Origin of the sequence: Streptococcus urinalis 2285-97 (assembly GCF_000188055.2) — a bacterium.
Lineage (GTDB): Bacteria > Bacillota > Bacilli > Lactobacillales > Streptococcaceae > Streptococcus > Streptococcus urinalis.
Window position 1 is genome coordinate 2,115,671 of record NZ_AEUZ02000001.1, and the last position, 14,761, is coordinate 2,130,431.

The 14,761-nt window shown below is 36.0% G+C and carries 12 protein-coding genes, 17 tRNA genes, 2 rRNA genes and 2 pseudogenes; 9 read left to right on the forward strand and 24 right to left on the reverse strand.

Annotated features, from left to right (window positions below):
* Positions 1–59: 59 nt before the first annotated feature.
* Positions 60–578 (reverse strand): helix-turn-helix domain-containing protein, encoded by a 519-nt coding sequence (locus STRUR_RS10905; RefSeq protein WP_006738569.1) that lies wholly within the window; start codon positions 576–578, stop codon positions 60–62.
* A gap of 117 nt (positions 579–695) precedes the next feature.
* On the opposite strand from STRUR_RS10905, the pseudogene STRUR_RS12065 reads away from it, so the two are divergent.
* From STRUR_RS12065 to STRUR_RS10955, 9 genes and pseudogenes are all read left to right on the forward strand, one after another.
* Positions 696–881 (forward strand): annotated as a pseudogene (locus STRUR_RS12065) (hypothetical protein).
* 85 nt (positions 882–966) lie between these two features.
* Positions 967–1,146, forward strand: a complete 180-nt coding sequence (locus STRUR_RS10910; RefSeq protein ID WP_006739495.1) for a hypothetical protein — start codon at positions 967–969, stop codon at positions 1,144–1,146.
* A 206-nt stretch (positions 1,147–1,352) separates the two neighbouring features.
* Positions 1,353–1,580: a hypothetical protein gene (locus STRUR_RS10915; RefSeq protein WP_006739193.1), complete on the forward strand. Its 228-nt coding sequence runs from the start codon at positions 1,353–1,355 to the stop codon at positions 1,578–1,580.
* 199 nt (positions 1,581–1,779) lie between these two features.
* A complete protein-coding gene (locus STRUR_RS10925) occupies positions 1,780–2,217 on the forward strand; it encodes an HTH domain-containing protein (protein WP_006739513.1) in 438 nt (145 codons plus the stop codon).
* A complete protein-coding gene (locus STRUR_RS10930; RefSeq protein WP_006739416.1) occupies positions 2,210–2,485 on the forward strand; it encodes a hypothetical protein in 276 nt (91 codons plus the stop codon). The genes STRUR_RS10925 and STRUR_RS10930 overlap by 8 nt, the downstream gene beginning before the upstream one ends.
* Before the next feature lie 112 nt (positions 2,486–2,597).
* A pseudogene (locus STRUR_RS10935) lies at positions 2,598–3,448 on the forward strand (primase alpha helix C-terminal domain-containing protein).
* Between the two features lie 64 nt (positions 3,449–3,512).
* Positions 3,513–4,970, forward strand: coding sequence for a DNA primase family protein (locus STRUR_RS10945; protein ID WP_006740132.1), 1,458 nt, complete (start codon positions 3,513–3,515; stop codon positions 4,968–4,970).
* Between the two features lie 211 nt (positions 4,971–5,181).
* The gene (locus STRUR_RS10950) at positions 5,182–5,955 is read left to right on the forward strand and encodes a hypothetical protein (protein WP_006739657.1); all 774 of its coding nucleotides are present in this window, start codon (positions 5,182–5,184) and stop codon (positions 5,953–5,955) included.
* 966 nt (positions 5,956–6,921) lie between these two features.
* Complete coding sequence (locus STRUR_RS10955) at positions 6,922–7,227, forward strand: DUF4298 domain-containing protein (protein WP_006738932.1); 306 nt, start codon at positions 6,922–6,924, stop codon at positions 7,225–7,227.
* A 227-nt stretch (positions 7,228–7,454) separates the two neighbouring features.
* On the opposite strand, the gene recO is transcribed toward STRUR_RS10955, so the two are convergent.
* From recO to STRUR_RS11070, 23 genes are all read right to left on the reverse strand, one after another.
* Positions 7,455–8,210 carry a DNA repair protein RecO gene (gene recO / locus STRUR_RS10960; RefSeq protein ID WP_006738489.1) on the reverse strand — a complete coding sequence of 252 codons (756 nt, stop codon included), beginning with the start codon at positions 8,208–8,210 and terminating at the stop codon, positions 7,455–7,457.
* Positions 8,200–9,378, reverse strand: a complete 1,179-nt coding sequence (locus STRUR_RS10965; protein WP_006740441.1) for a pyridoxal phosphate-dependent aminotransferase — start codon at positions 9,376–9,378, stop codon at positions 8,200–8,202. Before STRUR_RS10965 ends, recO begins: the two co-directional genes overlap by 11 nt.
* A gap of 111 nt (positions 9,379–9,489) precedes the next feature.
* Positions 9,490–10,458 carry a ribose-phosphate diphosphokinase gene (locus STRUR_RS10970; RefSeq protein ID WP_006739983.1) on the reverse strand — a complete coding sequence of 323 codons (969 nt, stop codon included), beginning with the start codon at positions 10,456–10,458 and terminating at the stop codon, positions 9,490–9,492.
* A 122-nt stretch (positions 10,459–10,580) separates the two neighbouring features.
* On the reverse strand, positions 10,581–11,882 hold the full coding sequence (locus STRUR_RS10975; protein WP_006739254.1) for a CHAP domain-containing protein: 1,302 nt from the start codon (positions 11,880–11,882) through the stop codon (positions 10,581–10,583).
* A gap of 150 nt (positions 11,883–12,032) precedes the next feature.
* Positions 12,033–12,120 (reverse strand) — tRNA-Ser (locus STRUR_RS10980).
* 17 nt (positions 12,121–12,137) lie between these two features.
* Positions 12,138–12,211: transfer RNA gene (locus tag STRUR_RS10985), tRNA-Ile, on the reverse strand.
* Between the two features lie 32 nt (positions 12,212–12,243).
* Positions 12,244–12,314 (reverse strand) — tRNA-Gly (locus tag STRUR_RS10990).
* A 12-nt stretch (positions 12,315–12,326) separates the two neighbouring features.
* A tRNA-Phe gene (locus tag STRUR_RS10995) sits at positions 12,327–12,399 on the reverse strand.
* Positions 12,400–12,414: 15 nt separating this feature from the next.
* A tRNA-Met gene (locus tag STRUR_RS11000) sits at positions 12,415–12,488 on the reverse strand.
* Positions 12,489–12,501: 13 nt separating this feature from the next.
* A tRNA-Ser gene (locus STRUR_RS11005) sits at positions 12,502–12,591 on the reverse strand.
* Positions 12,592–12,595: 4 nt separating this feature from the next.
* Positions 12,596–12,669: transfer RNA gene (locus STRUR_RS11010), tRNA-Ile, on the reverse strand.
* An 18-nt stretch (positions 12,670–12,687) separates the two neighbouring features.
* Positions 12,688–12,761: transfer RNA gene (locus STRUR_RS11015), tRNA-Met, on the reverse strand.
* Between the two features lie 6 nt (positions 12,762–12,767).
* Positions 12,768–12,841 (reverse strand) — tRNA-Pro (locus tag STRUR_RS11020).
* A 4-nt stretch (positions 12,842–12,845) separates the two neighbouring features.
* Positions 12,846–12,919 (reverse strand) — tRNA-Arg (locus STRUR_RS11025).
* A 16-nt stretch (positions 12,920–12,935) separates the two neighbouring features.
* Positions 12,936–13,021: transfer RNA gene (locus STRUR_RS11030), tRNA-Leu, on the reverse strand.
* Positions 13,022–13,028: 7 nt separating this feature from the next.
* Positions 13,029–13,100 (reverse strand) — tRNA-Gly (locus tag STRUR_RS11035).
* Positions 13,101–13,127: 27 nt separating this feature from the next.
* Positions 13,128–13,200, reverse strand: a tRNA-Thr gene (locus tag STRUR_RS11040).
* Positions 13,201–13,214: 14 nt separating this feature from the next.
* Positions 13,215–13,296 (reverse strand) — tRNA-Leu (locus STRUR_RS11045).
* Between the two features lie 5 nt (positions 13,297–13,301).
* Positions 13,302–13,374 (reverse strand) — tRNA-Lys (locus STRUR_RS11050).
* Positions 13,375–13,411: 37 nt separating this feature from the next.
* Positions 13,412–13,484 (reverse strand) — tRNA-Asp (locus STRUR_RS11055).
* Positions 13,485–13,491: 7 nt separating this feature from the next.
* Positions 13,492–13,564: transfer RNA gene (locus STRUR_RS11060), tRNA-Val, on the reverse strand.
* A 4-nt stretch (positions 13,565–13,568) separates the two neighbouring features.
* Positions 13,569–13,684, reverse strand: a 5S ribosomal RNA gene (gene rrf / locus STRUR_RS11065).
* Between the two features lie 78 nt (positions 13,685–13,762).
* Positions 13,763–14,761, reverse strand: a 23S ribosomal RNA gene (locus STRUR_RS11070); the annotation flags it as partial.

The following is a 14,761-nucleotide window of genomic DNA, read 5'->3' on the forward strand; positions in this document are numbered from 1 at the left end:
GATATAACTGAAATATAAAAAAACTGCATAATTGATTACAAGAAAAATTTCTGATATTTTCATTTTAATTTTTTTCTTCTATGTACCCTTTCAGTTATTTTATCTAAAAGCTCAACAAATTCAACAAGTTTCTCTTGGGTATTATTAATAACTGGATAAGTTGATTCTATATTATCCATATTAACTTTTACAGTCTCTAACCATTGTAGTAATAGTTCTTTATTTATCTCATCATTTTCAATCACTAATTTTTCAAGGAATTCTGATGTTGACTTTACTTTATTTACACTACCAGTGATCAAATTTATTGCTGACTTATTAGCTTCAATAAACGAAGGTATATCTTTCTCAGTATCAGTCTCTACCATAGTATCTGCTTCTAAATCCTTTTCATTTCCCAACAAAAATGATAAGGATACACCAAAATGATCAGCAAGCTTTTCTATATATTTTGGTTTTATTTGTAGTGATTCCTCTTTTTCCCATCTTGAGATGGTCATCGGACTAACATTCAACAAATCAGCAATTTCACTCTGTGAATCACCAGATTTTTCTCTTAATTCTTTCAATTTATTCATAATTACACTCCAGTATCATAATAACAAAAAAAAATGAAATTGTATATAATCATTATCAAAAATGTTAAAAATGTTAGTTCAGCACTTGAATTAACTAAAATGTTAGGAGGTAGACAAATGGAAATTACAATTGATCAAGCAAAAGCTATCAGGCGTAAACAAGCAGATATGCAGCTTACTGATAAATAAACAGCTTTGCAAATTGGCATCACTCCACATACCTATGCAAAAATCGCAAAAGGTGGAAATGTTAAAAATACCATTTATGTTAAAACCATGCAATGGCTAGTTAAAGATTACTGATTTATTAGATTTTTTAACTATTCAACCTAATTTCTGAATTGCTCTTAAAATAGCAATCTCGAACACAAAAAAAGGAGAATGAAAAATGAAAATAATAGAATTCAAAGAAAAATACAATGATTTAATTACTGAAATTGATGATCGTCTTGCATACAACAATATGAGAGGTTCTTATGGCTATTCAGTTGATGGAGAATTACTTGAAAAACTCATCGATGTAATGAAACATGAGTATCTAATCGAAGAAGCTGAAAGCGAAGAATAAAAAAAACAACAAAAAAGCCTTACTTAGTCGGCAAACTACACAAGGCTTCAAACCTATGAATTGTAAATCCACCAACAGGCAAGTTAGGGAGTTAGCATTTTTATTTTCATGTTTATTATAGCATGAAATACACGAAAGCACAAGCTACAATGGGAGTTTGCCAGTATCTAACAACTGGTTACAACAATAATTAAGGAGAAATAAAAATGAGAAATGAAGTATTTGACGTAAGAGATTACTTAGTACAAAACAACTACCCTCAATCATTAATTGATCTGTTAGATGATGTGTTTACACACAATCTTGTATCAAAAGAGGAACAAGATAAAATCATGGCTATGCCGACAGAGGAAATAAATGAATTTGTCTTGAATTACAAAAGAAGAAGTCCAAAACGCCAACTAACTTTCAGAGAGGCAATCAATCATGATTAATGAATTAAACCTAACACCACACCAATATATCATTGTTTTTGTGGTACTACTTCTATTGGGTGTTACTATCAGTAATATCCATAGCTATATTGAAATTGATATACCTAAACACGATAATCATAATTCAAACGAATTAACTAATCCAAATTATGGGGCTTATCTACAATCACAATCTAAATATTATAACTAGGAGGAAATTATGAAAGAGAAAATTTTACTTATTAAGAGTGCTGGAAAAGAAGGTAATTTTACAATGGCACCAAATAGAACTGTCAAACCACTTGAATCAATGTCAGAGCGTACCAAAAGAGTTTTACAACTTATCCCTTTAGGTACTGAAAGAAAAATTACCACCAAAGAAATTGCTGATATCCTGCACGTTGACAGACGTATTGTATTTGAAGAAATTGAACGTCTAGTAATGGACTACGCCTTTCCTATTGTTGCAACAAGAACGGGTGATAATGTTGGTAATTACATTCCAACTACAGAAGCAGAATTGAATGAAGGTTTGGAAGCTTTTACAAGACAAATTATTCAAAATCTTAGACGTAAAGAAAAACTACAAAACATTGACTTAAATCATGTTAAAGAACGCTTAGACATGGTTGCTAGGGAGGTGGAATCTCATGACTGATACTTATATTGAGAAACATGACAGAGAGATTATTAATAAAACACTCCAACAATTCTCTGATTTCTTAGACCTTCAAAAGAAACGACTTGAAGCTGACCCTTTGAATCTGATATCCCAAAAGAAAATTATGGAACAGTTACATATTACTGCCCCTACTCTTTACGAGTGGGAAAAAATGGGACTTAAAAAATTTAAAGCTCCAGAGGGTAGAAAAGTATGGTATTTAAAAGAAGATGTCTTAGCATTTCTTGAAGAAGGTGGTAAATAATGACATTTGCAGACCTTGAGAAACGAATAAACAAGCTTGAATTAGATTTAATCACTCTTTCAAAGAGGCTAGACGAATTTGAGAAGTGGTTAACATTATTGGAGGGAAACAAATGAGTATATATGAAAGTAAAGGTTTCACCTCTTCTCTATTCAAATATAAGGGCAGTTTAGAACCTTTTGAATACATTGCCCAATTTAAACCGTTGAAACCGCCTGAGAATGGCAATATAGAACACTATAAAGAGCATGAAGCTCCATATATTATAAGCGGAACGATTAAACCTGAAAACAATGGTTCTTATAAGCGAAATAATAAAAGTCTTATTAGTCGTGACCTTATCTTTCTTGATTATGACGATTTAGAAATAGGCATAAACTTCCCTAAAATCGTTTCTAAGAGACTTTCGGAGTATAGCTATATTATTTATCCAACTATCAAGCACACGGCTGACAATCCACGTTACAGGCTTGTGGTGAAGCCTAATATGTCTATGAATGAGAATAGTTATAAGACCACTGTAAAAGAAATTGCTGACTTAATCGGATTGCCATTTGATGAATCAAGCCTTACATGGTCACAATTACAAGGGGGTTACCAGTCAGAGGAAATCTCCTCGTCAATTATGGTCAAGACTATCCAATTACTACTAATCGATCAAAACAGAATAATACTCCGACATTTACTAGCAATAAAATCAAGAATCAAAAATCAATGACAATGAAATTCTTAGATTACCTATTACATGGCTTAGGTGAAGAGGGCGGCCGTAATGTCTCACTGACTAAGTTTGTAGGATTACTTCTGAATAAATGGGTTGATTGTGATATTGAGACTGCTTATGAACTGTCTCAAATTGCAAATAACGTTACTCCTACCCCTTTGCCATTAGAAGAATTTGATAAAACCTTTTACAGTATTGTGAAAGCAGAAAACAGAAAGAGAGGTATTCAAAACGGATAAGGAAAAATTAAAAGAACTTCAAGCTGAATTTGAACAAACTAAAGAATCAACAGAGCCAAAAAGCATGAAGGAAGCTTATGACTTACTTTATAACTTAGGTGAGATATGGCGGGAAGAAAACACGATTGAAAAAGAAATAAAAAAAGGCGACCGAAAAGGAGAGACTGATAAAAAAGTACTAATGCCAAGTGTTTCTGAAGCTGGGAACAACATTAGAAAAGCATTCTATTTCACTTTTATTGGTAGAGGTTTAACAACAGACACCAGTCATTTGTATATCTATCATTATGATTTAGGCTACTACATTGCCAGTGATGATCTGCTTAGAAAGATAATCTTGAAATTTGATATCAGATTGACCAGCACTCGTATTCAAAACGAAATTAAAACTTTCCTAAGAACTGTTACTAAAATAAAGACCCCATTTAATCGTTATGACATTATACCTGTACAAAACAGCTTATTTAATATCAGAACTAAGCAATTGGAACCATTTAACCCTAATTATGCTATCACTAGTAAAATTAAAACAGCTTACAATCCAACCATTAAGAAGCCTATTCTAAATGGTTGGTTTGACTTTGATGAATGGCTTAATAGCTTAGCTTGTGGTGATGAAGAAATTGTCACACTTCTATGGCAAGTGTTGAATGAAGCAATTAACCCAAACAGAACACGCAAGAAAATGGTTATCATGCTAGGAGAAGGTAACAATGGTAAGGGCACATTTCAAGCATTATTGGAAGGATTAATAGGACGTGACAACATCAGCAATCTAAAACCTGATCAGTTTGCAAAGGACTTCTATACGCAAGCCTTAGACGGTAAAACTTGTAATATTGGTGATGATATTTCTAGTAAGTATCTTGATGAAGTTTCTGATCTTATGAGTGTTGTCAGTGGCGACCCTATTCAAGTTAACCGCAAAGGTAAGAATACTATTGAAGCAACGTATAAACTATTATGTATCTTTTCAGCCAATGAAATGCCAAACGCTCGTAATAAGACACAAGGGTGGTATCGTCGTTTGTGCATTGTCCCTTTCAATGCAGATTTTAATGGCCAAAAGGAAAGACCTGAAATAAAAGATGAGTTTATGAAAAATAAGGAACTCATGGAATATGTACTATTTAGAATTTTAAATATGAATGACTTTGAAAAGTTTATTGAAGTTAAATCTATCAAGCCAATGCTTGAAGATTACAAGAATAACAATGATTTTATTCTGACTTGGGTAAACAGCTTTTACATTCCAAATGGTTGGCATGAAATTAATCATGTACCAATATTTATAGCAAGAAATAAACTAAAGGAATTTGTAGAAGATTTAGGTATCGATAGACCCCAACTTGGTAACTTTGGCACAAGACTCATTAAAATATTGGAAAAAGAAACTGCCAATAAGTATAAAGCTTCAAATGGTACTGTAAGCCCATTATACTATGATGCCTTAGACCCTCACGGCTTTCAAAGGGAAAGAATTTCAAAAGGCGGAGTTTGGGAAATTAAAAAGAAGGGTTAGGTAAGGTTAGTTTTAGGTTAGGAAAAATTTTAAAACCTAATCTAAACCAAACCATTGGTATTGTTGAGGTTGACCATGTTTACATTAGGAAATTAGGTTTTTTATATAAGTTTGTATAAAGAAAAAAGAAATAAATATTTTATCTTTTTATACACGAGCGAACTTAAAAAATTTCCTAATCCTAATGTAAATACAGAAATGGAGAATAAAAATGATTAAACAATTATCAGATACACCGAAAACATATCAATTCACTTATAAATGTCAGAATGCACAAGAAATTAGTAATGCACTCATTGGCTATATGATTGGCACTTATGACCAGTCAGCTATTGAAATCACTTATATTGGTAACGGGAATCTTAAGGCAGAGTATACAAGTGATGAAGACTTAACAGAAAGTTTTGAACGAATCACCAAATCACTAGACCACACAGACGATTATGAAGACTATGAAGACGACTTTGAAGAAGATGAACTAACTATCAAAAGTGACCTAAACACTTATACCGCTTTAATTGGTTCATTTAACACACTAGGAGAGGCGCAGGCATTCACTGAGAACTTAGATGACGACTTAACCAATGGCAATAACTTTATCTATGAACAAACCCCTGACACGGTTGCCTTATACGTATCACCACAGGACACAATTGCAAACAGTACAATCCAAAAGTTAGAAGAAGCTTACGTTAAGCATGAGGGAGAATATGAGCCTGATACCTTTAGATTAAGTTATCATGATATGCGCGTGCAACAGTTGCAATCATTGGATAAAGATACTTTGATTAATGACACTATCAATTATGAGTTAGAGCTATTAGACTATACTGATAGATTGCTAAGTGATGAACCGTTACCATTAGACAGTCTACACGGTTATGAAACCATTGAGCTGTTAGGTGATGAAGTCATTGACCTAGTTAAGGAATTAGACACTAACAAAAAGTTTGACGGAATCCATGATTATATCATTGGTGAATAACATTAAGGGGAGTAACTTCGGTTACTTCCTTTTATCGTCCATATAAAGCGATATGAGGCATGTTATCTATTAGATATATAAATTTATTCACATTTCCTAGTGAAGTGTCTTAGAACGCAAGCTAGAGCCTCTCACAGTGTAATAAAGCAATTCTGTTTCATTGCTCGATTATCGGAAACAATCGGAACTATTTTGTGTTATCTAAATCATACAATAGTATTATTATGATATTGTTTTTGTATATATACATAACTTTATTCATAGCATAATACCAGAGTACCCCACTTCTTTTAATTGGGGCTATGTTTAAGATTAAACTAAAGAACGCTAGTCAATTCCATGCTAAAAAATCCCTTTTTAAAATTTCCAAAGAAATGAAAAGCCTATATTGTCGGGGTTTATTGGCATTTTTTAACCAATATACTACCCCAAAGAACATAGCTTTATATTGCTTACCGTTTCAAATTACACCCCGCCCATATATGAGCCATAGCACAACGAGGTGTCCTCTTACAAAAATATCCAATTTTTTCAGATTTTTACTAGGTGGCATGGTCTTTATAATCATTGATATAACAGATTTCTTTAAAATATATTAGTGAAAAACGTACCTGTTTTAGAGCATAAGAAAAGCCACTGATTAACAGTGACCTAGACATAAAAAGCGACCCACAAGCCACAATGATAAAACTATCTAATAAAAATATTATACCATTTTCTATTTTTATTTTTTGGAATTTCTCCCTAAAGACATTATACCATGAATGGCTAATAAATGCTAACTTTCACCCTCTTTTTAATTGCTAGAAAGCTAGTCATATCAACCGATACGGACAATCAGTCACTTGAAAACTTTACCTTTTCTTAGAATGGCAATGTCAACAATAAATATAACTTTATTAAATACTAATGATTGCATAAAAAATTGCTTTTTGAGATAATTGCTAAAAAAGAGAGGATTCTCAAATGGATAACAAAGATATAGAGCTGATTCAACAAATGGAAAACAAATATGACAATTTTATGCCAGCCTTAACTAATTTAATTGATAGTGTTGAGAAATTTAACTCAATTTACAATAACTATATTGAATTAAACAATTTTTATGGTAGTGAAAAATGGTTTGAATATATGGAAATTGAAAAAATCCCAGTAAAATGCGGTGTTTTATCAGAAGACCAATTATATGATATGATTGGTGAACATAATGAACTTCTTGGAGCATTGCTTGACCTAACTTCAAAAATGTACAAAAATTTTTTACAAAAATAAGCACCACTCTAGGTGCCTTTTTTTCTTGCCTGCTGAACTCATTTTTTCCATAAAATTTACTGAATTATTCTGTAAAAAGTACCATAATTCACTTTAGTAATAAACACTTATAAATGCCTATAAATCAAGGTTTTATAGGTTTATTTAATAATAAGAAAAACCGCCTTGAAACAACGTTTATATTATAGCATATTCATATTTTTATTTCATGAACAAGCAGATTAGACCTACCTCATTATATCGCCCCATTTTGCTAAATCATCTATAAATCGTTTACTTTTAAGATGAATTCCTACGTACTCATCATAAATAGAATCAATAAAAAGTCTAAGTTTAACTTTCATATCTGTCTTTATTGAGATTGTTTTCAAATCATCAAATTGAATATTTTGAAAACGATTAATTAGATAAATAACATTAGGATCGACATGTGCCCGTCTTTCATCTTTTGAAAAGTGTTCTGGACAAATGACACCTGAATAACGATAGGAGAAATCAAAAGCTTGCGCTTTGCGGTGACAAAATAAGCAATCATCAAAATTCAACTGAACACCGAATCGATCTAATAACTGAATTTCGAAAATATTCGTTAATACATCATAATCAAGACCTTCATTCATTAATGTCAACGTTTTCTGTAAAAATTGGAATAAATGAGGATCAGGTTCATTATCTGATATAGCAGCATCAGCTAAAGCCATGATATAAGAAGCATATGCTAATTTAAAAATATCTTCATTAATGGATTTATAGGTTTCGACTTCTTTGTAATCATCAATGTAAGAGAGACCTGAATCACTTAATTTTAATAAGAAATTTGCTTGAGTTAGCGGTTGAATAACAGATGCCAAAGTTGACTTCCTAGCTCGCTTAACAAAAAACATCTTTTTCCCAGATGTTTCTGTAAAAATCTTGACAAGCATATCATCTTCTCTGAAATCTTTGTTATAGAGAACAATTCCTTGTGACTCTTTAGTTTGCATACTCTTCCATAAATTCTTCTAAACGATCCATTGCAGCAGTAATAGTATCCATACTTGCTGCATAAGAAAGTCTTAAGAAACCTTCACCATATTGACCAAAAGCAACACCTGGAATAATAGCGACAGCTTTTTCCCTAGCAAAATCTTGACAGAATTTGAAAGAATCATCTTCACCATAACCCTTTGGAATTTTAGCAAAAATGTAAAAAGCACCATCAGGTTCAATAATATGGAACCCTAGTTTTGTCATTCTTTCAATAATAAAATCACGTCTTTTTAGGTATTCATCTTTCATAGCCTGAGTATCATTCTTACCAACTGTCAAAGCTTCAACTCCCGCAAATTGAGATATGGTTGTAGCAGCAGTCACCAAATATTGATGACTCTTAACAATTTGGCTAGCTAAAGACTCATTTGCAAAAATCAAACCTAAACGCCAACCTGTCATTGCATGAGATTTTGAAAGACCATTAATAACAATAGCTTGTTCAGGTAAATATTCTGCAATAGAAACATGTTTTTCTTCTTGATAAGACAATTCAGAGTAGACTTCATCACTCACTACAAAGATATCGTATTTTCGTAAAACTTCAGCAAATGATTTTATCTGTTCACGAGTATAGGTTACTCCCGTAGGATTTGTTGGATAATTAAGTAAAACAGCTTTTAATTTTTCACCTTGTTCTATAATAGCTTCTTCCAACATTTCAGGTGTTAATACAAAGTCATTAGAAGTAGTATCAATTTCTACTATTTCAGCACCTACTAAAGTAGCAATTGGTTCATAACCCGGATAAGCTGGTGCAGGTAATAATACGGTATCACCAGGTTCTAAGATAGCAGTCAAAACTGCTGAAATAGCTTCAGTTGCACCAACTGTAACCATAATTTCAGTTTCTGGATTATATTTTAAGTGATACTTCTCATCAACAAAAGCTGAAGCAGCTTCTCTCAGTGCAAGTAAACCACTTATACCAGTATAATGTGATTGATTATCATCTATTGCAGCCTTAGCGCTTTCTTTTACGTGTTCAGGCGTAGGAAAATCTGGCTCTCCTAAAGTTAATTTTAAAATACCCGGAACGTCAGAAATAGACTGATCAAATTTTCTAATAAGAGAGACTTCTATTTTATCTAAATTTTTATTGAAACGTTTTGTTAAATCCATAGGTCACCTCATTTTCTATAAAGTCTATTATACATAAAATTCTGATAATTTCCAGACTTTTAAAAATAATAATGAGCAAAAAGAGCTAGGGATTTCCTTGCTCTTTTAAAATTAATTCAATTTATCCATTTCAAATAGAGGTGACAATGGACGTTTTTCATGTATTCTGATAATTGCTTCAGCAATTAAATCTGCAATTGAAATTTGTTCAATTTTATCAATTAGTCGTTCTTCTGGTAAATAAATAGTATCTAAAACGATTAATTTTTCAATAGCTGAACGATCAATATTGTCTAAAGCAGGACCAGATAAGACAGGATGAGTACAAGAAGCATACACAGCCGTTGCACCTGCTTCGGCTAAAGCATCTGCCGCATGACAAATAGTTCCTGCTGTATCAATCATATCATCAATTAAAATACATTTTTTCCCAGAAACATTACCAATTATATTCATGACTTCACTTGTATTCATTTTTGTAACACTACGACGTTTATCAATAATAGCAATTGGTGTTTGTAAAAACTGTGCTAATTTTCTAGCACGAGTGACACCACCATGGTCTGGACTAACAACAACTACATCATCTCCTACTAAACCATGACGATTAAAGTAATCAGCGATAAGTGGTGCTCCCATTAAATGATCTACAGGAATATCAAAAAATCCTTGAATTTGTGCTGCGTGTAAATCAACAGTTAAAAGACGATCCACACCAGCAATTTCTAACATATCAGCTACTAATTTAGAGGTAATAGGTTCACGTGAACGTGCTTTTCTATCTTGTCTAGCATAACCATAATAGGGCATGACAACACTAACTTTTTCAGCACTAGCACGTTTCAAAGCATCAACCATAATCAATATTTCCATCAAGTTATCATTCACGGGTGAACTAGTTGATTGTAAAATAAAGACATGATTTCCACGAATTGATTCTTCAATATTGACTTGAATTTCACCATCAGAGAACTGACGAACTGTAGATTTTCCTAAGGGTATGCCAATAGAATTAGCAACTTTTTCAGCTAGTTCTTTGTTTGATGATAATGCAAACAACTTTAGATCAGAATACGACATGAGTTCCTCCAAATTTTTAATCCTATACCATTTTATCCTTTTTTCAATTAATTTTCAATTGAATTATAAATTGTAATATAAAAGAAAAAAAGACAAGCCAGGCTTGTCTTTTAAAGTAATTTCTATGGGTAAATGTAGTAAACTGAACCCCACATACCTGATGATGGGTTGAAAGTTCCACGGTAATTACCAATTGACATATTACCATTATAGTTAGATTCCATTACTTGAATGGCTGTACTGCTTGATATAGAAGTGACATAGGCAACATGTCCATATCCACCACCATCAGAAGGCCATACAGCAACTGCACCTGCTACTGGTGTCGTTCCTACACTATGACCTGCAGCTTGCGCGCTAGCAATCCATTGATTAGCATTACCCCAGTTATTACCAACCCAAGATGCTAATGATTTAACACCCCAAGTACATTGACCAACAGGATAAGTATTTGAAGAACTATAAGATGCTGAGACACTTACAGAAGAGCTTCCTGTAGAAACAGTAGCTGAAACTGATGCAGAAGTTGATGTTTTCGCAACTGTCGCTTGTTGTGTAGTTTGTGATTGTACAGTTGAAGATTGTTGAGAAGCTTCAGAATTTGCTGTTGCTTGTGATTGTGCAGATTCACTTTGAGCAGCAGCTTGTGATTGTGCTTCTGCTTGTGCTTTAGCAACTGACTCCGCTTGTGCTTTAGCTTCTGCAGCAGCCTTCTCTTTAGCAGCTTTTTCTGCAGCAGCTTTTTCCGCAGCAGCTTTTTCTGCAGCAGCTTTTTGAGAAACTAAGTTATCTTTTTCATCTTGAGCTGAAGCAAGTTGAGAAGCTAAATCTAATTGAGCTACTTCCAATTGAGCTTTTTGTGTTGATAAACTATTTTGGTTTTCTGCAATTGCGGCTTTGTTAGCAGTGACAGTGTTAATAGCTTCTTGGTTTTCAGATTGTTTTTTCGCTAATTCTTTTTTATCAGCTTCTTGTTGTGCAAGCATTTTTGCGTTAGCAGAAACAACTTCTCGGATTGCAACAACTCTATTTACTGCATCAGATACAGATTTTGAATTCAACAAAGTGTTAATATAACTTGAAGTTGTATTTCCTTTTTGAGCACTACGAGCTTGTTTCTTTAAAGCTTCATTACGTGCAACAATTTTACTAGAAAGCTTTTGAATTTCATCACCTAAGCGTTGTGATTCGGCTTCAAGCTTATCATTCTCAGCAGATAATTCATCTTGTTGAGATTGCAAAGAGGCAACTTTAGCTTGAAGTGAAGTAATTTGATCTTGTGCAGCAGATTGTTCAGCTGTTAAATTCGAAATAATTGAATTTTGTGCATCAATCTTAGAATCAAAATCGTCAGCTCCTACAGTTGTTGCAGCAGCAAGTGTCACACCACTTACAAGTACTGCTGATAAAATCTTTTTATTCATAAATTAAAAACTACTCCTTTTCGATAAGACATCATATATTGTACCAAAAAAAAACAGATTTAATATTACGTAAATATTACATTTATATTTATATATTGTGAAATTAAAAACTAAAAAGAGAAGACACAAGTCTTCTCTAAACATAATTGACGGAGAATAAGGGATTCGAACCCTTGCGCCAGTTACCCGACCTAACGATTTAGCAAACCGTCCTCTTCAGCCTCTTGAGTAATTCTCCATATATTACATTATTAATGGGCACGAGTGGACTCGAACCACCGACCTCACGCTTATCAGGCGTGCGCTCTAACCACCTGAGCTACGCGCCCAAGCTATATTATAGCTTGGATTTAAACTATAAAGCGGGTGACGAGAATCGAACTCGCGACAACAGCTTGGAAGGCTGTAGTTTTACCACTAAACTACACCCGCATAATAAGATAATGGCGCGAGACGGAATCGAACCGCCGACACATGGAGCTTCAATCCATTGCTCTACCAACTGAGCTACCGAGCCAATTTTTTAATTTTATTGCGGGAGCAGGATTTGAACCTACGACCTTCGGGTTATGAGCCCGACGAGCTACCTAGCTGCTCCATCCCGCGATATTATACTTAAAGGAGGATGTGGGATTCGAACCCACGCACGCTTTTACACGCCTGACGGTTTTCAAGACCGTTCCCTTCAGCCGGACTTGGGTAATCCTCCATAATGGACCTTGTAGGACTCGAACCTACGACCGCTCGGTTATGAGCCGAGTGCTCTAACCAGTTGAGCTAAAGGTCCACAGTCATATAAAATTAATAGCGGCGAAGGGGATCGAACCCCCGACCTCCCGGGTATGAACCGGACGCTCTAGCCAGCTGAGCTACACCGCCATATAATCGGGAAGACAGGATTCGAACCTGCGACCCCTTGGTCCCAAACCAAGTACTCTACCAAGCTGAGCTACTTCCCGAATATGCACCCTAGAGGAGTCGAACCTCTAACCGCCTGATTCGTAGTCAGGTACTCTATCCAATTGAGCTAAGGGTGCTTATTATTAAATTAAATGCCGAGGACCGGAATCGAACCGGTACGAAAGTTACCCTTCGCAGGATTTTAAGTCCTGTGCGTCTGCCAGTTCCGCCACCCCGGCCTCTATAAGCGAACGACGGGATTCGAACCCGCGACCCCCACCTTGGCAAGGTGATGTTCTACCACTGAACTACGTTCGCATATAAAGGATACTTTTTATCTTTTAATGCCGGCTACATGACTTGAACACGCGACCCTCTGATTACAAATCAGATGCTCTACCAACTGAGCTAAGCCGGCTACTTTTTCTTATATGCGGGTTAAGGGACTTGAACCCCCACGCCGTTAAGCGCCAGATCCTAAATCTGGTGCGTCTGCCAATTCCGCCAAACCCGCCTATATGACCCGTACTGGGCTCGAACCAGTGACCCATTGATTAAAAGTCAATTGCTCTACCAACTGAGCTAACGAGTCTTTTCTTTTTTGAAACGTTGACTAGGCTTCATTTCAACGGTCCCGACGGGAATCGAACCCGCGATCTTCGCCGTGACAGGGCGACGTGATAACCGCTACACTACTGGACCTTTCTTATGGGAGTTAACGGGATCGAACCGCTGACCCTCTGCTTGTAAGGCAGATGCTCTCCCAGCTGAGCTAAACTCCCAATCGCTAAGCAACTCCCGTATCTAACAGGGGGCAACCCCCAACTACTTCAGGCGTACTAGGGCTTAACTGCTGTGTTCGGCATGGGTACAGGTGTATCTCCTAGGCTATCGTTACTTAACTTAAATGGGTAATCCATTCAAAATTGAATACCTATATCTTATCAAGAAACCGCTACGCTGTCAATCTTGACTTCGGTTTGGATAAGTCCTCGAGCTATTAGTATTAGTCCGCTACACGTGTCACCACGCTTCCACTTCTAACCTATCTACCTGATCATCTCTCAGGGCTCTTACTGATATGAAATCATGGGAAATCTCATCTTGAGGTGGGCTTCGCACTTAGATGCTTTCAGCGCTTATCCCTTCCCTACATAGCTACCCAGCGATGCCTTTGGCAAGACAACTGGTACACCAGCGGTAAGTCCACTCTGGTCCTCTCGTACTAGGAGCAGATCCTCTCAAATTTCCTACGCCCGCGACGGATAGGGACCGAACTGTCTCACGACGTTCTGAACCCAGCTCGCGTGCCGCTTTAATGGGCGAACAGCCCAACCCTTGGGACCGACTACAGCCCCAGGATGCGACGAGCCGACATCGAGGTGCCAAACCTCCCCGTCGATGTGAACTCTTGGGGGAGATAAGCCTGTTATCCCCAGGGTAGCTTTTATCCGTTGAGCGATGGCCCTTCCATACGGAACCACCGGATCACTAAGCCCGACTTTCGTCCCTGCTCGAGTTGTTGCTCTCGCAGTCAAGCTCCCTTATACCTTTACACTCTGCGACTGATTTCCAACCAGTCTGAGGGAACCTTTGGGCGCCTCCGTTACCTTTTAGGAGGCGACCGCCCCAGTCAAACTGCCCGTCAGACACTGTCTCCCTAGACGTTTAGCCTAGTGGGTTAGAGTAGCCATAACACAAGGGTAGTATCCCAACAACGCCTCCAGAGAAACTGGCGTTCCTCTTTCAATGGCTCCTACCTATCCTGTACATGTGGTACAGATACTCAATATCAAACTGCAGTAAAGCTCCATGGGGTCTTTCCGTCCTGTCGCGGGTAACCTGCATCTTCACAGGTACTAAAATTTCACCGAGTCTCTTGTTGAGACAGTGCCCAAATCATTACGCCTTTCGTGCGGGTCGGAACTTACCCGACAAGGAATTTCGCTACCTTAGGACCGTTATAGTTACGGCCGCCG